General features: G+C 68.7%; 16 protein-coding genes and 2 tRNA genes. 10 read left to right on the forward strand and 8 right to left on the reverse strand.

Features of this window, described 5'->3' with window-relative positions:
* The first annotated feature begins 32 nt into the window (after window positions 1-32).
* The 6 genes from B9P64_RS07645 (at window position 33) to B9P64_RS07670 (ending at window position 4,871) form a co-directional block, all read left to right on the forward strand.
* A complete protein-coding gene (locus B9P64_RS07645; RefSeq protein WP_085315646.1) occupies window positions 33-305 on the forward strand; it encodes an HU family DNA-binding protein in 273 nt (90 codons plus the stop codon).
* A 39-nt stretch (window positions 306-344) separates the two neighbouring features.
* Window positions 345-420, forward strand: a tRNA-Val gene (locus B9P64_RS07650).
* Window positions 421-448: 28 nt separating this feature from the next.
* Window positions 449-525 (forward strand) — tRNA-Asp (locus B9P64_RS07655).
* 56 nt (window positions 526-581) lie between these two features.
* Entirely contained in the window at window positions 582-2,471 is a 1,890-nt protein-coding gene (locus B9P64_RS07660) for a SurA N-terminal domain-containing protein (RefSeq protein ID WP_176256765.1), read from the forward strand.
* A gap of 241 nt (window positions 2,472-2,712) precedes the next feature.
* Window positions 2,713-4,002: an isocitrate lyase gene (gene aceA / locus B9P64_RS07665; protein ID WP_085315648.1), complete on the forward strand. Its 1,290-nt coding sequence runs from the start codon at window positions 2,713-2,715 to the stop codon at window positions 4,000-4,002.
* 101 nt (window positions 4,003-4,103) lie between these two features.
* Complete coding sequence (locus B9P64_RS07670; RefSeq protein WP_085316005.1) at window positions 4,104-4,871, forward strand: sulfite exporter TauE/SafE family protein; 768 nt, start codon at window positions 4,104-4,106, stop codon at window positions 4,869-4,871.
* A gap of 28 nt (window positions 4,872-4,899) precedes the next feature.
* Here B9P64_RS07670 and putA read toward each other — a convergent pair whose 3' ends face one another.
* The 8 genes from putA to B9P64_RS07710 form a co-directional block, all read right to left on the reverse strand.
* Window positions 4,900-8,112, reverse strand: coding sequence for a bifunctional proline dehydrogenase/L-glutamate gamma-semialdehyde dehydrogenase PutA (gene putA / locus B9P64_RS07675; protein WP_085315649.1), 3,213 nt, complete (start codon window positions 8,110-8,112; stop codon window positions 4,900-4,902).
* A 149-nt stretch (window positions 8,113-8,261) separates the two neighbouring features.
* Entirely contained in the window at window positions 8,262-9,569 is a 1,308-nt protein-coding gene (locus tag B9P64_RS07680; RefSeq protein ID WP_085315650.1) for a DcaP family trimeric outer membrane transporter, read from the reverse strand.
* Between the two features lie 182 nt (window positions 9,570-9,751).
* Window positions 9,752-11,062 (reverse strand): 4-aminobutyrate--2-oxoglutarate transaminase, encoded by a 1,311-nt coding sequence (gabT, locus tag B9P64_RS07685; protein WP_085315651.1) that lies wholly within the window; start codon window positions 11,060-11,062, stop codon window positions 9,752-9,754.
* A 40-nt stretch (window positions 11,063-11,102) separates the two neighbouring features.
* The gene (locus tag B9P64_RS07690; protein ID WP_085315652.1) at window positions 11,103-12,557 is read right to left on the reverse strand and encodes an NAD-dependent succinate-semialdehyde dehydrogenase; all 1,455 of its coding nucleotides are present in this window, start codon (window positions 12,555-12,557) and stop codon (window positions 11,103-11,105) included.
* A gap of 139 nt (window positions 12,558-12,696) precedes the next feature.
* On the reverse strand, window positions 12,697-13,536 hold the full coding sequence (locus tag B9P64_RS07695) for an ABC transporter permease (RefSeq protein WP_085315653.1): 840 nt from the start codon (window positions 13,534-13,536) through the stop codon (window positions 12,697-12,699).
* A 9-nt stretch (window positions 13,537-13,545) separates the two neighbouring features.
* Entirely contained in the window at window positions 13,546-14,823 is a 1,278-nt protein-coding gene (locus tag B9P64_RS07700; RefSeq protein ID WP_407919682.1) for an ABC transporter permease, read from the reverse strand.
* 58 nt (window positions 14,824-14,881) lie between these two features.
* Window positions 14,882-15,913, reverse strand: a complete 1,032-nt coding sequence (locus B9P64_RS07705) for an ABC transporter substrate-binding protein (RefSeq protein WP_085315654.1) — start codon at window positions 15,911-15,913, stop codon at window positions 14,882-14,884.
* 88 nt (window positions 15,914-16,001) lie between these two features.
* Complete coding sequence (locus B9P64_RS07710) at window positions 16,002-17,099, reverse strand: ABC transporter ATP-binding protein (RefSeq protein WP_085315655.1); 1,098 nt, start codon at window positions 17,097-17,099, stop codon at window positions 16,002-16,004.
* Window positions 17,100-17,244: 145 nt separating this feature from the next.
* Here B9P64_RS07710 and pdxR point away from each other — a divergent pair, with 145 nt between their 5' ends.
* The 4 genes from pdxR to B9P64_RS07730 all read left to right on the forward strand — a co-directional run bounded on the left by pdxR (window position 17,245) and on the right by B9P64_RS07730 (window position 20,473).
* Window positions 17,245-18,747, forward strand: a complete 1,503-nt coding sequence (gene pdxR / locus B9P64_RS07715) for a MocR-like pyridoxine biosynthesis transcription factor PdxR (protein ID WP_085315656.1) — start codon at window positions 17,245-17,247, stop codon at window positions 18,745-18,747.
* Window positions 18,748-18,894: 147 nt separating this feature from the next.
* Complete coding sequence (locus B9P64_RS07720; RefSeq protein WP_085315657.1) at window positions 18,895-19,197, forward strand: urease subunit gamma; 303 nt, start codon at window positions 18,895-18,897, stop codon at window positions 19,195-19,197.
* Between the two features lie 20 nt (window positions 19,198-19,217).
* Entirely contained in the window at window positions 19,218-19,538 is a 321-nt protein-coding gene (locus B9P64_RS07725) for an urease subunit beta (protein ID WP_085315658.1), read from the forward strand.
* On the forward strand, window positions 19,535-20,473 hold the full coding sequence (locus tag B9P64_RS07730) for a GAF domain-containing protein (RefSeq protein WP_085315659.1): 939 nt from the start codon (window positions 19,535-19,537) through the stop codon (window positions 20,471-20,473). Before B9P64_RS07725 ends, B9P64_RS07730 begins: the two co-directional genes overlap by 4 nt.
* The last annotated feature ends 17 nt before the right edge of the window (window positions 20,474-20,490 follow it).

Below are 20,490 nucleotides of genomic sequence, written 5' to 3' on the forward strand. Positions count from 1 at the left end.
TTTTGTATTGAAATTAAGCAGGGTTTGTTGGTGTGAACAAGACTGAATTGATCGATCATATTGCGAGGCAGGCAGACATATCGAAGGCTGCGGCTGGTCGGGCTCTGGATTCGCTGGTGCTGGCGGTGACTGAATCCCTGAAGGAGGGGCAGAGCGTCACCTTGGTCGGATTCGGGACATTTTCGGTGACGAGTCGGGCGGCGCGCAGTGGTCGGAATCCGAAGACCGGCGAGGCGATTGCGATCCAGGAAGCCAAGGTGCCGAAGTTCAGGGCTGGCAAGGCTTTGAAAGATGCGATAAACTAGCGGTCTCGTTGGATCGATTTGGTTGGCGAAGGCATCAGCGGGTGCTTAGCTCAGTTGGTAGAGCGGCGCCCTTACAAGGCGTAGGTCGGGAGTTCGAGCCTCTCAGCACCCACCAAAGCACAGCCAAGTCTCTTCACGAATTCGGAGTGGTAGTTCAGTTGGTCAGAATACCGGCCTGTCACGCCGGGGGTCGCGGGTTCGAGCCCCGTCCACTCCGCCAGAATGCAAGCGAATCGCTCCCGAGCGGTTCGCTTTTTTTTTGCCATTAACTTTGGAATGACCATGCTTGAATGGATCAGAACCAATAAGCGCTGGGCGCAAGTCATTCTTGCGCTGCTTATCTTGCCGTTTGCCTTTACAGGCATGCAGGGCTATTTCGAGCGCAACGAGCGCAATCGAGGACCGGCGGCGGTGGGAGGTACCGAAATCGCCCAGGCGGAACTCGATCGTGCAGTCAATGCGCAAGTCGATCGCTTGAAGGCGACTTACGGCGACAAGGTTGATCGCGCCATGTTCGACACGCCGGAATTGCGCCGCTCGGTGCTGGATCAGCTCATCGATCAACGGGTTGCGGGCAATGCCGCCCGCGATATCGGGTTGGCGACGCCCGATGAATTGTTGCGTAAGACCATCGCTTCCGAGCCGTCGTTGCAGGAGAACGGAGCGTTCAGCCTGCAGAAATATCGGCAATTGATTGCTGCGCAAGGTGCGACCGAGCGCGATTTCGAGAACCGGATTCGTGAAGGCCTGGCGACCGATCAGTTGGTAAGCGTGCCGACGGCGGCTGCCCGCTTGCCGGCGGCATCGTCGGCGCAGGTTGTCGCGGCTCTCGGGCAGAAGCGCAGTGTTCAGTCGGTGGTGTTTGCGTCGGCCGATCTGGCCAGCGATGTGGTGCCGACCGATGAACAGATCGGCGCCTATTACGAGGCCAACAAGCGCCAGTTCCAGACGCAGGAAACCGTGGCCATCGAATACGTGGTGCTCGATGCAGCCAGCGTCGGGGCGAAGCTGGAAGTGCCCGAATCCGAGCTGCGCAGCTTTTACGAGCAAAACCAGGCGCGTTACGTGTCGCAGGAACAACGCGATGCGTCGCATATCCTGATCGCGGTGGCGGCGGATGCGAAGCCCGACGACATCGCGCGGGCCGAGAAGAAGGCCAACGAGGCGCTGGCCCGGGTCAAGGCGGCGCCGGCGTCGTTTGCCCAGGTGGCGCGCGAACTGTCGGACGATCCGGGTTCACGCACTGCGGGTGGCGCGCTTGGCAGCTTCGGTCGCGGCGCGATGGTCAAGCCCTTCGAGGATGCCGTCTTTGCCCTGCAGGCAGGCCAGATCAGCGGGCTGGTGCGGACCGATTTCGGCTTCCACATCATCAAGCTGAATTCGGTGACGGGCGGCGGGACACGCCCGTTTGCCGAAGTGCGTGCCGCGATCGAGTCCGAGGTGCGGCGTCAGCTCGGCAAGCAGCGCTTTGCCGAGGCAGCGGAGCAATTCGGCAATCAGGTCTACGAGCAGCCGGACAGCCTGAAGCCGGTCGCCGACAAGCTCGGTCTGACCATTCAGCGCGCCGATAAGCTGGCGCGTTCGGGCGGCGAAGGTGTGCTTGGCGAACGCAAGCTGCTCGACGCCGTGTTCTCCGACGATGCGATCAATGCGCATCACAACACTGCCGCGATCGAGGCCGGGCCGGATCGGCTGGTGTCGGCCCGGGTGGTCGAGCATGCCGCCGCGCAGACCCAGCCGCTCGACGCGGTGCGGCCGCAGATCGTCAGCCTGCTCAAGCGCCAGGAGGGTGCCGCTCGCGCGCTGCAACGCGGCCGCGATACGGTCCAGGCGCTCAAGTCGGCGCAGCCGCCGACCCTGGCCTTCGGCGCGGTGCAGGAGGTGAATCGGCTGGCGCCGACCGCCGGTCTGCCGCCGGCGGCCGTTGCCGCGATCTTCAGTGTCGATGCGAGCAAGCTGCCCGCCTATGCCGGTGCCGAGTTGCCGGGCGTGGGTTTCGCTGTCTACCGCATCACCGCGGTTACCGACGGCGCGATCGAGGCGCCGCAGGCCCAGGCGATCGGCGCCCAGTACGAACAGGCCGCCGCGCTGGCCGAAGCCAATGCCCTGGTGGGCGGCTTGCGCAGTCGCGCCAAGGTCGCCATTCACGAGGCGAAGTCGCGCTGAGCTTCATTCGTTGTACCGCGATGCGGAATTGTGATTCCGCATCGCGGTATGCGAAGTCTCAAAAAGACGCCTTCATAATTTCGTATTGTGGATTTTGCTGTCCAAATAATGAAAATTAAAATATAAGCCATTGAATTAAAAAGAGAAAATAATAGTGTTGTTGAGCGATTGCTTATGCTGCTTCGCAATAACTCCTGCCTAAACTGCCTGCTTCGTTTCCCAACCAAAGTAGGAGTTCTCCATGGCATCACGCGAAGAGCAAGCCCAACAACTTCAGAAGGACTGGAGCGAAAACCCCCGCTGGGCGGGCATCCAGCGTGGCTACACCGCTGAAGACGTCGTCCGTCTGCGCGGCTCCCTGCAAATCGAGCACACCCTGGCCAAGCGCGGCTCGGAAAAGCTCTGGAACCTGATCACCACCGAGCCGTTCGTGAACGCGCTCGGCGCCCTCACCGGCAACCAAGCCATGCAACAGGTCAAGGCCGGCCTCAAGGCCATCTACCTGTCGGGCTGGCAAGTCGCCGGTGACGCGAATCTGGCCGGCGAGATGTACCCCGACCAGTCGCTGTACCCCGCCAACTCGGTGCCCGCCGTCGTGCGCCGCATCAACAACACCTTCCAGCGCGCTGACCAGATCCAGTGGTCGGAAGGCAAGGGCGACACCGACTTCTTCGCGCCCATCGTGGCCGACGCGGAAGCCGGTTTCGGCGGCGTGCTGAACGCCTTCGAACTGATGAAGTCGATGATCGAAGCCGGCGCTGCCGGCGTTCACTTCGAAGACCAACTGGCTTCGGTGAAGAAGTGCGGCCACATGGGTGGCAAGGTGCTGGTCCCGACGCGTGACGCCGTCGCCAAGCTCGTCGCCGCCCGTCTGGCTGCCGACGTGATGGGCGTGCCGACCGTGCTGGTCGCCCGTACCGATGCCGAAGCTGCCGACCTCATCACCACCGATGTGGACGACAACGACAAGCCCTTCCTGACCGGCGAACGCACGCCCGAAGGTTTCTTCCGCACCAAGCCGGGCCTGGAACAAGCCATCTCGCGCGGTCTGGCCTATGCGCCCTACGCCGACCTGATCTGGTGCGAAACCGGCAAGCCCGACCTCGAGTACGCGAAGAACTTCGCCGACGCCATCCACGCCAAGTTCCCCGGCAAGATGCTGTCGTACAACTGCTCGCCGTCGTTCAACTGGAAGAAGAACCTCGACGACGCGACCATCGCCAAGTTCCAGAAGGAACTCGGCGCCATGGGCTACAAGTTCCAGTTCATCACGCTGGCCGGCTTCCATGCCCTCAACTACTCGATGTTCAACCTGGCTCACGGCTACGCCCGCGAACAGATGAAGGCTTTCGTCGAGCTGCAACAAGCTGAATTCGCCGCCGCCGACAAGGGCTTCACCGCCGTCAAGCATCAGCGCGAAGTCGGTACCGGCTACTTCGACGCCGTGACCCAGTGCATCGAAGGCGGCCAATCGTCGACGACCGCGCTCAAGGGTTCGACCGAAGACGAGCAGTTCTTCGACAACCACTGAGCTGCCGTTGACGCGCCGGGCCTTGCGCCCGGTGCAGCCAGCGCGTAAAGAGAGCCGCCCCGCCCCCCGGGGCGGTTTTCTTTTGGGCGAACGAAATGCAGATGGATGTGTTGCCGTGGCTGTGCGCCGCGGCGTTCTGTGCCGGCCTCATCGACGCGGCAGTCGGCGGCGGCGGACTGGTGCAGGTGCCGGCGCTGTTCGGCCTGATGCCCGACCGCGTGCCGGCCACGCTGCTCGGCAGCAACAAGCTGTCGGCGGCGGCCGGTACCTGCTTTGCGGTGCGCAGCTATGTGCGCCGGGTGAAGCTGCCGTGGCGACTGGTGACGCCGGCCGCAATCGGCGCGTTCGCGGGCTCGTTCGGTGGCGCTTCCGTGGTGTCGCGCGTGCCGGCAAGCTGGATGCGGCCGGTCGTGCTGGTGCTGATGCTCGTGATGGCGGCCTACACGCTGGCGCGCAAGGACTTCGGCCAGCATCACGCGCCGGCGCGGATCGGTGCACGCCAGCTGGCGACGGCCACGCTGCTCGGCGCGGCCATCGGCTTTTACGACGGCGTGTTCGGGCCGGGCACGGGCAGCTTTCTGATCTTTCTGTTCGTGCGGGTGTTTGCGTTCGATTTCCTGCATGCGTCGGCGTCGGCCAAGGTGGTGAACCTGGGCACCAACCTCGCGGCGCTGCTGTTCTTCGTGCCGACCGGGCATGTGATGTGGGACGTGGCGCTGCCGATGGCCGCGTTCAACATCGCCGGGGCGCTGGCCGGCACGCGGCTGGCGGTGAAGCACGGCACGGGTTTTGTGCGCGTGCTGTTCATCGCGCTGGTGGCGACGCTGGCGGTCAAGCTCGGCTACGACATCTGGCGCTCGGTGGGCTGAAGCGGCCGGGGCTGGCGACGGCGCGCATTCATCGGTGTGGCGCGCCATCGAGCCCCTGCGCGAGCAACGCAGCATTGCCGCCGACCGCCGCCGTGTTCACGCTGGTCGTGCGTTCCTGGGCAAAGCGCAGCAGGTAGGACGGCCCGCCGGCCTTGGGCCCGGTGCCCGACAGGCCGCAGCCGCCAAACGGCTGCACGCCGACGACCGCGCCGATCTGGTTGCGGTTGACGTAGACATTGCCCACGCGCGCCATGGCCTCGATGTGGCGCGCAGTCTCCTCGTTGCGGCTGTGGATGCCGAGCGTGAGGCCGTAGCCGGTGGCGTTGATGGCCGCGATCACGCGGTCGAGATCGGCGGCGGCGTAGCGCACCAGATGCAGCACCGGGCCGAAATGCTCGCGGTCGAGCGCCTCGATGCCGGCGATCTCGAAGGCCACCGGCGCGACGAAATGCCCGTTCAGTCCGGCCGGCAGCGGCGTTTCGGCGATGAGCCGGGCGCTCTCGCGCAGCCGGGCGATGTGCTCGGCGAGGCGGTCGCGAGCCTCGGCGTCGATCACCGGGCCGAGGTCGCTGGCGAGCCGGTCGGGCGGGCCGACGACCAGCTCGGCCATGGCGCCGCGCAGCAGCTCGGTCACGCGCTCGGCGATGTCGTCCTGCACGAACAGCACGCGCAGTGCCGAGCAGCGCTGGCCGGCGCTGGTGAAGGCCGAGGCGACGGCGTCCTTGACCACCTGCTCGGGCAGCGCGGTCGAGTCCACGATCATCGCGTTCTGGCCGCCGGTTTCGGCGATGAGCACGGCGAGCGGCCCGTTGCGCAGCGCGAGACTGCGGTTGATGGCGCGCGCGGTGTCGGTCGAGCCGGTGAAGCAGACGCCGGCCAGGCGCGGGTCGTTGCAGAACACCGCGCCCAGCTCGGCGCCGTCGCCGGGCAGCAGGGCAATCGCTTGCGGCGGCAGGCCGGCCTCGAACATGAGGTCGAGCGTGCGCGCCGCGATCAGGCTGGTCTGCTCGGCCGGCTTGGCCAGCACCACATTGCCGGCGACCAGCGCGGCGGCGATCTGGCCGATGAAGATGGCGAGCGGGAAGTTCCACGGGCTGATGCAGGCGAAAACGCCGCGCCCGTCGTGGAACAGCTCGTTGCGCTCGCCCGTGGGGCCGGCGAGCGTGCGGCGGCCCAGCTTCAGCCGCGCCTCGGCCGCGTAGTAGCGGCAGAAGTCGACCGCCTCGCGCACTTCGTCGATGCCGTCCTGCAACGTCTTGCCGGCTTCGAGCGTGCAGAGCGCGATCAGCTCGGCGCGGTCGCGTTCGAGCAGGTCGGCGAGGCGGTCGAGGATGGCGGCGCGCGCGTCGACCGGCGTGGCGTTCCAGCGTGGCCAGTAGGCGGCGAGGGCGTCGAGCGCGCGTTGTGCGTCGGCGGCGCTGGCGTGGCGCACCTCGCCGATGCTACGGTCCAGATCCCAGGGGCAGACCGCCGGGCCGCCGTGGCCTGCGCGCTGCGCGCCGTCATCGGCGGCATTGCGTCCGATGCCGGCCACGCGCACGCCATCGATGACCGGCGCGGCGCTCCAGCGCCGTTGCCACTGCGGCGCGAGCGCCGCGTCGAGCGCGCGCCAGCTTTCGCCGACATTCGGATTGATGCCGCGCGAATTGCGCCGCGCCGCGCCAAACAGCTGTGCCGGCAGCGGAATGCCCGGGTTGTGCAGGCTGGCCTGACGCCGCAGCGCAATCGCCGGATGCTCGATCAGCGCCTCGACCGGCACCGCCGGATCGACCAGCCGATGCACGAAGGATGAATTGGCGCCGTTCTCCAGCAGCCGGCGCACCAGATAGGGCAGCAGATCGCGGTGCGCGCCGACCGGCGCATAGATGCGCACCGGCCGCCGCGTGCGCTCGACGACCGCGTCGTACAGCGCCTCGCCCATGCCGTGCAGGCGCTGGAACTCGAACTCGCGGTCGCCGGCCAGCGCCAGCACGGCGGCAACCGTATGCGCGTTGTGGGTGGCGAACTGCGGCTCGATGACGCCGCGCGTGCGCTCGCCGAGCAGATAGCGCGCGGCCGCCAGATAGGACGTATCGGTCGCCTCCTTGCGCGTGAACACCGGATAGCCGTCGAGCCCGCGCTGCTGGCTCGCCTTGATCTCGCTGTCCCAGTAGGCGCCCTTGACCAGCCGCAGCGGAATGCGCGCGCCCAGCTCGCGGCCAAGCTCGGTGACCCAAACCAGCACCGGCAGGCAGCGCTTTGAATACGCCTGCACCACCAGCCCGAACCCACCCCAGCCGGCAATCGCCGGATCGCGCAGCAGCTTCTCGAACAGTTCCAGCGACAGCTCCAGCCGGTCGGCTTCCTCGGCGTCGACGGTGATGGCGACATCGAGCCGGCGCGCCTCGGCGGCGAGGTCGCGCACGCGCTCGAACAGCTCGCCGAGCACGCGCTCGCGCTGGGCCGCCTCGTAGCGCGGATGCAGCGCCGACAGCTTGATCGACACGCTCGGGCGCGGCCCGCTGCCTGCCTGCGGCGCGCGGCCCACGGCGGCGACGGCCTTGCGGTAGTCGGCCAGATATTTGTCGGCATCGGCGGCGGTGAGCGCGGCCTCGCCGAGCATGTCGAAGGAGTAGCTGCAGCCGCGTTCACGCAGCGGCCGGGCGTTGGCCAGCGCCTCGGCGATGTCGCGGCCGAGCACGAATTGCCGGCCCATCAGCTTCATGGCCTGGTTCATCGCGGCGCGGATCACCGGCTCGCCGGAGCGATGCAGCAGGCGCTCGATCACGCCGCCGGCGCGGCCGTCGCCAGCGCGGTCGAGCTTGACGACCTTGCCGGTCAGCACCAGGCCCCAGGCGGCGAAATTGACCAGCACGTTGTCGCTGTGGCCGAGGTGGCGGTCCCAGTCGGCGCCGTCGAGCTTGTCGCGGATCAGGGCGTCGGCGGTGGCGTGGTCGGGCACGCGCAGCAGCGCCTCGGCCAGGCACATGAGCATCACGCCTTCGTGCGTGGCCAGGCTGTATTCGCGCAGCAGGGCGTCGAGCGTGTCGGCAGCGTCGCCGCGCCGGCGTACCGCTTCGACCAGTTCGCGCGCGGTGTGGCGGATGACCTCGATCTGCGCCGCGCCCGGGTCGGCCAGCGCCAGCAGCTGCGGCAGATACGCGTCTTCATCGACCGCGTAATTGGCGCTCACCAGCCGCATCAGCTCGGCGGGCGAGGTGGACGGGAAATCGTCTTGCAGCACGCGAGCGGCCGGAAACATGGCGCCCTCCCTTCATCGGCAAATGCGGTCGGGATGGGCGCGGCAATGCCGGGCCCGAGCGCAACTGTAGAAGCGATGCGCCCGGGCGTGCGACCGGAGCAGCGGCGGGAAATTGCAACCGGGCGCCATTCAGACGGCGCCCGCCGGCATCAGAAGCTGACGCGCGCCGAGGTCTGCACCCGGCTGATGTTGCCGGTGTCGCCGGCCTCGGTCTTGCGCTGGCCCCAGATGTATTCGGCGCCCACGTCCACGTTCTTCACCGGCGTCCAGATCACGTTCAGGAAGGCTTCGCGCGTGCTGGCGTTGAGTGCCGAGATGTCGCCGTAGCCGGCGTCGTTGCGGTTCTTGACCTGGCCGTAAGTGAGCGTCGAGCGCCACAGCGGCGCCCAGGCGTGTTGCAGCGCTACGTAGCCGCCGAGCGAGGTCTGCGCGGCGAGGGTGCGGCGGTCGGCGCTGTAGGCAGCGGCGGCGTTGGCGTCCTGGATGTAGCGGCCGATGCCCTGGCCGCCTTGCAGCGTGGCCAGCAGCACATCGTCGGCGCCGAGCTTGAGGCTGCCGCCCGCGCCCAGGCCCCAGCCGGTGCGGCTGGCGGCGTTGTCGCCGCTGCCGTCGTCGGCGCGCAGCGGGCGCACCAGGGCGCGCAGCGAGGCGTGGCCGAAGTCGCCTTCGGTGGTCCAGCGCGCGGCCAGATCGGGGCCGCGATCCACGGAGGTGACCTTGCCGCCCACGTCGCGCGAATCGCTCTGCGGGTTCTCCACGGCGAGGTCGAGCGTGCCGACCGGCAGCGCGGTGCTGTAGCGCAGCTGCGCCTGACGGATGAAGACCTGACCGGTCGGGCCGATGAATTCCAGCGTCTCGGGCAGCGCGTCCACGTCCATGAAGGTGGACCAGGTCTGGCCGACCAGCCAGTGGCCGACCGTGCCGTAGGCATGGCGCAGGCGCGGCCGGGCCGAGTTGGTATAGGTCTCGCTGCCTTCGCTTGTGTAGAAGTCGAACTCGACCCGGGTCTTGACGTCGCCCAGATCGCTCGGCGTGGCGGTCTGGAAGTTGAGGCGCGAGGTGCGCGCGCTGAGCGTGGTGGTGCTGCGGCGTTTGGCATCGGCGCTGCCGTCGAGCGGCGCGTCGGCGAGGCTGACGCCACGGCCCTGGTTGCCACGCGCGTCGAAGACGGCGTCGAGCTGGGCATAGCCGGAAATCTTCAGCGAGGTGCCGCCGGGCAGGCGGATCGAGCCCGGCATGCTGCCGGCGGTGATGACTTCGGCTGCGGGCGCTGCGGCAGCGACGGGCGCGGGAGCCGCTTCGGCGGCGGTCTGCTTGGCTTCGAGCTGGTCGATGCGGGCTTGCAGCTTTTGCAGCGCGGCGCGCAGTTCGTCGACTTCACCGGCGCGGGCGGGCGCGGCGGCGAGCAGGCCAGCGCCGACAAGGGCGAGGACGAGCGGGCGGAGGGCGTGGGACATGGCGTGGGTCTCTGCGTGTTGTGGTTTGGAAGAAAGGCCCGCGCCAGACGCGGGCAAGCCGGCTCCCTGCATCGCGCTGGCGACGCATGCGGAGGCGGGAAAACGGGGAGGTCCGGCGCGAGGCCGGAATGGGCGGCGAAGGGCGCCCGGCCGCCGCGCGGCGACCGGGCAGGCCGAACCGCTTACGCGGCTGCGGCGATGGCGGCGTCGACCGAGGCAGCCAGCAGCGCCAGCCCTTCGGCGAGCGCAGCCGCATCGATGGTCAGCGGCGGCATCAGGCGGATGACATTGCCGTAGGGCCCGCAGCTCAGGATCAGCAGGCCGCGCGCGCGCGCTTCGGCGACGATGGCCTTCACCAGCGCGCCGTCGGGCGCCCAGTGGCCGGCGCCATCCTTGTTGCCGAACTCGATGGCCAGCATCGCGCCCAGGCCGCGCACTTCGGCCACGCGGTCGGGATGGGCGGCGGCGATCTCGTCGAGCTTGTCGAGCATGACGCGGCCGGTGGCCTGCACCTTCTCGCAGAGCTGCTCGTCGTCGACGATGTCGAGCACCGTGAGCGCCGCCGCGCAGGCGAGCGGATTGCCGCCATAGGTGCCGCCCAGGCCGCCCGGCGCGGCCGCGTCCATCACCTCGGCGCGGCCGACCACGGCAGCGATCGGAAAGCCGCCGCCCAGGCCCTTGGCCATCGTCACGATGTCGGGCGCGATGCCCGAATGCTCGATGCCGTAGAACTTGCCGGTGCGGCAGACGCCGCTCTGGATTTCATCGGCAATGATGAGGATGCCGTGGCGGTCGGCGATCTCGCGCAGGCCGCGCAAGAACGGCGCCGGCGCCGGCAAATAGCCGCCTTCGCCCTGCACCGGCTCGACGATGAAGGCGGCCACGCGGCTCGCCTCGATGTCGAACTTGAACAGCGCTTCCACGCCGGCCAGCGCGTCCTCGGTGCTCAGGCCGTGCAGCGGATTGGGGAAGGGCGCGTGATACACGTCGCCCGAGAACGGGCCGAAACCGATCTTGTACGGATCGACCTTGCCGGTCAGGCCCAGCGTGAACATCGTCCGTCCATGAAAGCCGCCGTTGAAGGCGATGATCCCCGGCCGGCCGGTCGCGGCGCGCGCCACCTTCACGGCGTTTTCCACCGCCTCGGCACCCGAGTTCATCAGAAAGCTCTTCTTCGCGCCCGGGCCAGGCATGCGCGCATTCAGGCGCTCGCACAGGCTGATGTAGCCGTCATAGGCCAGCACCTGAAAGCAGGTGTGGGTGAAGTCCTTCATCTGCTCGGCCACGGCGGCCAGCACGCGCGGATTGTTGTGGCCGGTGTTCACCACCGCGATGCCGGCGACGAAGTCGATGTAGCGCCGGCCTTCCACGTCCCACACCTCGGCGTTGAGCGCGCGCTGCGCGACGACGGGATGGGCCTGGCCCACGCCGCGCGGCAGGGCGGCGGCGCGACGGGCGAGCTGGTCGGCGTTGGTGATGGTCTGCTGGGTCATGTCGATGTCCTTTGCTGCGGTGTGAGGAGGCGGGGCGGGCTCAGAGGCCGCCCATCGCGAGGTATTTGATTTCGGTGTATTCGTCGCAGCCGTACTTCGAGCCTTCGCGGCCGAGGCCCGAGGCCTTGATGCCGCCGAAGGGCGCGACTTCATTCGAGATGAGCCCGGTGTTGGCGCCGACCATGCCGTATTCGAGCGCTTCGCCCACGCGCCAGACGCGGCCGATGTCGCGCGTATAGAAGTAGGCGGCGAGGCCGAATTCGGTGTCGTTGGCCATGCGGACGGCCTCGTCTTCGGTGGTGAAGCGGAACACCGGCGCGAGCGGCCCGAAGGTTTCCTCGCGCGCCACGGCCATTGCCGGCGTCACGCCGGTCACGATGGTCGGCTCGAAGAAATTGCCGCCGAGCGCATGCGGCTTGCCGCCGGTGACCACGCTCGCGCCCTTGGCCAGCGCATCGGCCAGATGGCGCTCGACCTTGCTCACGGCCGCGCCGTTGATGAGCGGGCCGAGGTTCACGCCAGCCTCGGTGCCGACGCCGACCTTGAGCGTCGCGACGGCTTCGGCCAGCCTGGCGACGAAGGCGTCGTGGATGCCGTCCTGCACCAGCAGCCGGTTGGCGCAGACGCAGGTCTGGCCGGCGTTGCGGTACTTGGAAACCATCGCGCCGGCCACGGCCGCATCCAGATCGGCATCGTCGAACACGATGAAGGGCGCATTGCCGCCGAGTTCGAGCGACAGCTTCTTGAGCGTCGGCGCGCATTGCTCCATCAGCTTGATGCCGACGGCGGTGGAGCCGGTGAAGCTCAGCTTGCGCACCACCGGGTTGCGGCACAGCTCGTTGCCGATGGCGACCGCATCGCCGGTCACCACGTTAAGCACGCCGGCCGGAATGCCGGCGCGCTCGGCCAGCACCGCCAGCGCCAGCGCCGAGAACGGCGTCTGCGGCGCGGGCTTGATGACCATCGCGCAGCCGGCGGCGAGCGCCGCGCCGGCCTTGCGCGTAATCATCGCGGCCGGGAAATTCCACGGCGTGATCGCGGCGGCGACGCCGATCGGCTCACGGATGACGACCAGGCGGCGGTCGTTCGCGGGGCTGGGAATCACGTCGCCGTACAGGCGCTTGGCTTCCTCGCCGAACCATTCGAGGAAGCTCGCCGCGTAGGCGATCTCGCCCTTGGCCTCGGCCAGCGGCTTGCCCTGTTCGGCGGTCATGAGCGCGGCGAGGTCGTCCTGGTGTTCGAGCATCAGCTCGTACCAGCGCCGCAGCAGCCGGCCGCGATTGGCGGCGGGCAGGGCGCGCCACGACTTCTGCGCCGCTTCGGCGGCGGCGATGGCGCGGCGGGTTTCGGCTTCGCCCAGGTGCGGCACGCTGCCGAGCGAGGCGCCGGTGGCGGGATCGAGGATTTCGGTGCTGGCGCCGGTGTCGGCATCGAGCCAGACACCGCCGATGACGGCCTGATGGCGCCAGAGCGAGGGGTCGTTGAGCTGGGGCATGCGGTTTCTTTCGGCAAGGCGGTGCCCGTGGGCGCGCTCGTGGCGCGCTTGCGGGCGGATGGGGCGGGATGGCTTGCGGGCGCGGCGGCCCGCGCGGTTCAGCGCCGGGGCGGGCCGTGGAAGGACAGGGCGGCGCGCATCAATCCACCCTGGCGGTGCGGATGCGCTCGGCGCGGCGGCGCAGGCCCTCGACCAGCACCAGCGCCAGCGCCGACAGCACGATCAGCAGCGTGGCCACGGCGGCAATCGTCGGGCTGATGTTTTCGCGGATGCCGGCAAACATCTGGCGCGGCAGCGTGGCCTGCGCCGGCGCGGCGAGAAAGAGCGTCACCACCACCTCGTCGAGCGAAGTGGCGAACGCGAACAGCGCGCCGGAAGCGACACCCGGTGCGACCACCGGCAGCATCACCTTGAAGAAGGCGGTGAGCGGAGGAGCGCCCAGGCTGCTGGCAGCCCGCATGAGGTTGTGGTCGAAGCCTTGCAGCGTGGCCGTGACCGTGATGATGACGAAGGGCACGCCGAGCACCGCATGCGCCAGGATCAGCCCGGTATAGCTGCCGGCCAGACCCAGCGGCGCGAACAGCAGATACACCGCCACGCCCACGATGACCGCCGGCACCACCATCGGCGACACCAGCACCGCCGTCAGCAGCGCCTTGCCGGCGAACTCGCCGCGCGACAGCCCGACCGACGCCAGCGTGCCGAGCAGCACCGCCAGCAAGGTGGACGCCGGCGTGACGATGGCGGTGTTCATCAGCGCCTGCCGCCACGGCGCCGACTGCGCCAGCTCCTCGTACCAGCGCAGCGAGAAGCCGGTCATCGGGTACATCAGCATCGAATCGGCGTTGAACGACAGCGGCACGATCACGAGGATCGGCAGCATCAGGAACACCAGCAGCGCGCCGGTCAGCGTCAGCAGCGCGTAGTGCGAAAGCCTTTGCACGGGCGTCGCGTAATCGGGCAGGGAATGGCTTGCCATGACGGTTCCTCAGCGGGCGGCGCGGTTCTGGCGCGGGCGGTTGAAACGGGCGTAGAGCACGTAGAACACCAGCGTCGCGGCGAGCAGCACGCTCGACAGCGCGGCGGCCATGCTCCAGTTCAGCGTCTCGTTGGTGAAGAAGGCGATGAAGTAGCTGACCATCTGCTCGCCCGGGCTGCCCAGCAGCGCCGGCGTGATGTAGTAGCCCATGCCCAAAATGAACACCAGCAGCGAACCCGCCGCCACGCCCGGCATGCATTGCGGCACGTAGACCCGCCAGAACGCCGCGAACGGCTTGCAGCCCATCGACAGCGCGGCGCGCATGAACACCGGCGGCACGCCCTTCATCACCGAGTACAGCGGCAGCACCATGAAGGGCAGCAGGATGTGGATCATCGCGATGTAGACGCCGGTGCGGTTGAACACCAGTTGCAGCGGCTCGCTGGTGATGCCGGCCAGCATCAGCGCCTGATTGACCAGCCCGCTGCCCTGCAGCAGCACGATCCAGGCGGCCACGCGCACCAGCACCGAGGTCCAGAACGGCAGCAGCACGAAGATCATCAGCACATTGCTGATGCGCGCCGGCAGCGTGGCCAGCACATAGGCGAGCGGAAAGCCCAGCAGCAGGCAGATGGCGGTGACGATGCCGCTCATCCAGAAGGTGCGCGCGAACACGTCGACGAACACCGCCTGATCGCTCGCGACAGGCTGGATGCTGCCGTCGGCAGCGGTCTCGCGGTCCATCGCGGCGAGCAGATAGCGCGGCGTGTAGGGCGCGGCATTGGCGGCGATGGCTTGCCAGACCTCGGGCTGGGTCCAGCGCTCGTCGAGCGCGGCGATGCGCTCGCGCGGCGACGGCGTGGCGGCATCGCCGGCGGGCGCTTCATCGGCCGGCGCTTGCAGGCCGCTCGCGGTCTTCATCACCAGCGAGCGCAGGCCCGACTGCTCCATGTTCAGCCGCTTGGCGGCGGCGGCGAGCCTGGGCGTGCCACGGCCGGCGTCGAGGTCGGCCGCGAGCGCGGCGAAGGCGGCGTCGGCCGGCAAGCCCTGTTCGGCCTTCCAGCCCTTGAGCGCCGCCGTCGTGGCGGGCAGCCCGTCCATCACTTCGCGGTTGTCGATGCCGCGCTTGAGCAGCGCGCCGATCGGCCACAGAAAGGCCACGAACAGCAGCACCGCCACCGGCAGCACCAGCGCGAGCGAGCTGAGCTTCTTGCGCCGCTCGGCCAGCCGCAGCTGGCGCTTGAGCGGCATGGCGTCGGCAGGCGGCGTGGCGGCTTGCATCGGCAGTTCCTCGGTCAATTGCGTCATCGCGGCATCCCGGCGAAGTGAAGTTCGGGCGCGGCGTTCAGCGCGCGGCCCAGCTGTTGAAGCGCTGTTCCAGCTCTTCGCCGTGATCGACCCAGAAGCGCGTGTTGCTCTGGAGCGCGCCCTTCAGGTTGGCCGGGGCGGTGGGCAGTTCGGCGGCGATCCTGGCGTCGATGCCGGCGACCGCCTTGGCATGCGTCGGGCCGTAGGGGATTTCGCCCGAGTAGACGCGCTGGTTCTCGGGCTGGGCCACGAACTTGATGAAGCTGTAGGCCAGCTCGCGGTTGGCGCTGCCCTTGGGGATGGCCCAGGCGTCCACGTCATAGATGTTGCCGGCCCAGACGATCTTGAGATTGCGGCCTTCCTTCTGCGCATTGGCGATGCGGCCGTTGAACGCGGCGGCCATCGTCACATCGCCCGAGGCGAGCATTTGCGGCGGCTGGGCGCCGGCTTCCCACCACTGGATGTTTGCCTTGAGCTGGTCGAGCTTCTTGAACGCGCGATCGACGCCGGCCTTGGTGGCCAGTTGCGCATACACCTGCTCGGGCGCGACGCCGTCGGCCATGAGCGCGATTTCGAGCGTGAATTTGGCGCCCTTGCGCAGGCCGCGCTTGCCGGGCCAGGTCTTCACGTCCCAGAAATCGGCCCAGCTCGTGGGCGCCTTGGCGCCGACCTTGTCGGCGTTGTAGGCCATCGCGGTCGACCACACGAAGAAGCCGAGGCCGCATTCGGTCGCGGTGCCGGGCACGAAGTCGCCCTTGGGCGCGATCTTGCTGTAGTCGAGCTTCTCGTACAGGCCTTCCTCGCAGCCGCGCACCAGCTCGGGCGATTCGACTTCCACCACGTCCCAGCTCACCTTGCCGGCCTCGACCATGGCCTTGATCTTGGCCTGCTCGCCGTTGTATTCGCCGGCCACGATCTTGTTGCCGCTGGCCTTCTGCCACGGCTGGTAATAGGCCTTTTCCTGGGCCTTCTGGTTGGTGCCGCCAAAGGAGATGACCGACAGGTCGGCGGCGTGGGCGGCGGTGCTGGCGAACAGGGCGGCCAGTGCGAGTGCGACGGTGGATTTCATGGATGGGCTGCGATGGGTTGTGAGCGCCGGCAGGCGGCGCGGAATCGTCGGCGCGCCGGGCCGGCGCGCCTGCTGGAAAGGCGGGCGCTCAGGCGGCGCGGGTCTCGGCAAAGGCGCGGGCATGCTCGGGTCGGATGCCGACGGCAATGCGCTGCTCGGGCAGCACTTGCCGGTCGAGCGCGCCGGCCGGCAGCTTCACCATGAAGCTGGCGTTGCCGGCCAGATCGAGCCGCAGCCGCAGGTGATCGCCGAGGTAGACCAGCTCCTTCACCGTGGCGGTGAAGCGGCTCGGCGCGGCCTCGGCGGCCTGATCGATCAGCACGCGCTCGGGCCGGATCGACACGGTGGCGGTCTTCTCGCTGCCCAGATCGCCGACGCTGGCGCGCAGCAGGCTGCCGTCGGCCAGCCGCAGGCTGCATTCGCTGCCGTCGTGGCGCTCGACCGTGGCGGCGAGCGCATTGCTCTCGCCGATGAAGCCGGCCACGAAAGCGTTTGCAGGCCGCTCGTACAGCGCGTCGGCGCGGTCGAGCTGCTGGATGCGGCCCTTGTCGAACACCGCGATACGGTCCGACATGGTCAGCGCCTCGCTCTGGTCGTGCGTCACGAAGACAAAGGTGATGCCGAGCGAGTCGTGCAGATGCTTGATCTCCAGCTGCATGTGCTCGCGCAACTGCTTGTCGAGCGCGCCGAGCGGCTCGTCCATCAGCACCAGCTCGGGCGAAAACACCAGCGCCCGCGCCAGCGCAATGCGCTGCTGCTGGCCGCCCGACAGCTGCTGCGGGTAGCGGTCGCCGAAGGCTTCGAGCTTCACCATCGCCAGCGCCTGCTTCACCTTGGCGTCGATCTCGGCGGCGGGCAGCTTGCGCACCGCGAGCGGGAAGCGGATGTTCTCGCGCACCGTCATGTGCGGGAACAGCGCGTAGTTCTGGAACACCACGCCGATGTTGCGGCGCCAGGGCGGCAGCTTGTTGATGACCTTGCCGCCGAGGCGGATCTCGCCGGCGGTGGGCGTCTCGAAGCCGGCCAGCATCATCAGGCAGGTGGTCTTGCCCGAGCCCGACGGGCCGAGCAGCGTCAGGAACTCGCCCCGTTCGATGTCGAGGTCGAGGTCGCGCACGATGAGGTGCTCGCCGTCATAGGTCTTGCGGACCTTGCGGAAAGTGACGTGCGGGGAAGCGGCAGTCATTCACGACTCCTGGCAAAGCGTTGCAACCACGCGAACGTGGCCGGGCGATGAAGCGATGGCGGCGGAGTTTAGGCATTAACGTGTCCCCCCGAAGAACCACCAAACCCCACTTTCAAGGAACCGGTTCCCCCGAACCGGCAGCGTGATGGACCAGCGGCTCCTCGTCGAAATCATCCAGCGCCACTTCGCCCAGCAGCCCGAGGCCGGCATGTTGCGCACCCGGCTCTATCTGGCGCTGCGCCAGGCCATCCTCGGGCGCGAGCTTGCGGCCGGCGAATGCCTGCCCGGCACGCGCAGCCTGGCGCGCGATCTGGCGCTCGGCCGCAACACGGTGCTCTGGGCCTACGACCAGCTGCTGTCCGAGGGCTATCTGGAGGGCCAGAGCGGCACCGGCACCTTCGTGTCGGATGCGCTGCGCAGCGACAAGGCGGCGCCGCCGCGCCGGCTCATCGGCACGCGGCGCGAGGGCATCAGCAAGCGCGGCGCGCTCATCGGCGTCGATGCCGCGAGCAGCCGCATCCAGCAGGGCGCCTTCATGCCGGGCGTGCCGGACGTGGAGCACTTTCCGTTCAAGGTCTGGAACCGGCTGCTGGCGCGCTATCACGGCCCCGGCCATTCGGCGCTGATGCAGTACGGCCACGGCGGTTACGGCCCGCTCAAGGTGGCGCTGGCCGAGTACCTGAACGTGACGCGGATGCTCCAGTGCAGCCCGCGCCAGATCGTCATCATCAACGGCAGCCATCAGGCCTTCGACCTGTGCGCCCGCATGCTCTGCGACCACGGCGATCTGGCCTGGGTCGAGGAGCCGGGCTATTGGGGCGCGCGCAATGTGCTGCGCGCCGCCGGGCTGCGGCTGCAAGCGGTGCCGCTCGACGAGCGCGGCATCGCGCCGACCGACGCGCACTGGGCCACGCCGCCGCGGCTCATCATGGTCACGCCGTCGAGCCAGTACCCGACCGGCATCGTGCTGTCGCTTGACCGCCGGCTGCAATTGCTGGAGCGCGTGGAGGAGTGCGGCGGCTGGATCGTGGAAGACGACTACGACAACGAGCTGCGCTATCACGACCACCCGGTCACCTCGCTGTTCGGCCTGTCGCAGTCGCGCCGCGTCATCTACCTGGGCACGCTGAGCAAGGTGCTGTTCCCGGGCATGCGCATGTCCTACATGGTGGTGCCGGAGGACATGGTCGAAGCCTTCACGCTCGGCAATGCCGAGCTCTACCGCGAAGGGCGGCTGGCCGAGCAGGCGGCGCTGGCCGAGTTCATCGAGGCCGGGCACTTCACGGCGCACATCCGGCGCATGCGCGCCATCTACCAGGAGCGCCGCGACGTGCTGCACGAAACCCTCGACTCGCGGCTGCGCGGGCTGGTGCACAGCCCGCTCACCCAGGCCGGCCTGCAATCGCTCTACACGCTCAACGGCCCGGCCGACGATGTTCAGCTGGCGCACGAGGCGCTGCAACGCCGTATCGTCACCCGGCCGCTGTCGATCTACTACGCCGACCCGCCGCGCGACGTGGCCGGGCTCAACCTCGGCTTCGCGTCGGTGCCGGTCGAGGCGATCCGGCCGGCGGCGATCCAGCTGGCCGAGGTCATCGAGAGCCACATGACCGCGCGGCGCGGCAACCCGCTGCGCCCGGCCGCCTGATTTGCGGGCATTTACCGCTTGCCGGCGGCCACCGGCTGGCACGACGCTCGCTAGCGAACCGGCCGTCCGGCGCGCCGCCCCGGCCGTCTGCACCCTCACAGCGCATCGCGCGCCCATCACCCGCCGGCAACACCGGCCACGGAAGCCATGGAACTGACCCCCCGCGAGAAGGACAAGCTCCTCATCTTCACCGCCGCGCTGCTGGCCGAACGCCGCCGCGCGCGCGGGCTCAAGCTCAACTATCCCGAGGCGGTGGCCTTCATTTCCGCCGCGATCATGGAAGGCGCGCGCGACGGCCGCACCGTGGCCGAACTCATGAGCTACGGCACCACCCTGCTGGCGCGCGACGACGTGATGGACGGCGTGCCCGAGATGATTCCCGACATCCAGGTCGAGGCGACCTTTCCCGACGGCACCAAGCTGGTCACCGTCCACCATCCGATTCCCTGACGCGCAAAGGCTTGCATCCGATGATTCCCGGACAACTCCTGCCGGAAGACGGCGAGCTCGAACTCAACGCCGGCCGCGCCACGGTCACGGTCACCGTCGCCAACACCGGCGACCGGCCGATCCAGGTCGGCTCGCATTTCCACTTCTTCGAGACCAATGCGGCGCTCGCCTTCGACCGGGCGGCGGCGCGCGGCTTCCGGCTAAACATCGCCGCCGGCACGGCGGTGCGCTTCGAGCCCGGCCAGGAGCGCACGGTCGAGCTGGTGGCGCTGGCCGGCGCGCGCGTGGTCTACGGCTTCAACGCCCGCGTCATGGGCCCGCTCGACGCAGCCACGCCATGACGCCCTTCATCCAGGTCTGCGAGGTGTGGGTGCCGCACCCGAGCCGCGACTACCTCGTGCTGCATTCGGGCAGCTACGGCCCGCATGACGAGCTGGCCGAACTGAGCCGCAAGCTGCTCTGGAGTCATGGCGAGGGCCTGCCCGGCCGGGCCTGGGAAACCGGCGCGCCGGTCTTTCTGCACGACCTCAATCCCTCGGTGTTCAAGCGCAGCGACATCGCCCAGCGCCTGGGCCTGAGCAGCGGTCTGGCGCTGCCGGTCTGCGCCGGCGAATTCCTCACCGGCGTGCTGGTGCTGCTCTGCGGCGATGCCGACTCGGCTGTGGGCGCGCTCGAAATCTGGGGCGCCGAGCCCGACGAGCCCAAGTACCTCGGCCTCGTCGACGGCCATTACGGCCGCGCCGCCGGCTTTGGCAAAAGCTCGCAGGACGTGACCTTCGCGCGCGGCTTCGGCCTGCCCGGGCGCGCCTGGGCCAGCGGTCTGCCCGAGCTGATGACCGGCCTCGGCAGCTCGCCCGACTTTCTGCGCGCCGCCATTGCGCGCCAATGCGGCATCGACCTGGGGCTGGCGATTCCCTTCGGCATCGACGGCGAAAGCCCGCGCGTGGTCACGCTGCTGTCGGCGCCGGCCACGCCGGTCGCGCGCCGGATCGAGATCTGGACCGTCGACACGGCGCGCGAGCATCTGGTCTTTCGCGACGGCTGGTGCAACGCCGTGCCCAATCTCGACCGCGTCTACGACGGCGTCCAGCTCACGCGCAGCGACAGCACCGTCGGCCGCGCCTGGCGCTGCGGCATCCCGATGGTCGTGAGCCAGCTCGCGGCCTCCGGCTCGGCGCTGGGCGTCGCAGCCGTGACCGCCGGACTCGACACGATGGTCGCCATCCCCGTCTTCGAGCGCGGCTGGGTCCGCGCCGTCGTCGCGCTCTACCCCTGAATTCCCCATCTTCGGAG

It is taken from the genome of Derxia lacustris, assembly GCF_002105195.1.
Taxonomy (GTDB): domain Bacteria; phylum Pseudomonadota; class Gammaproteobacteria; order Burkholderiales; family Burkholderiaceae_E; genus Derxia; species Derxia lacustris.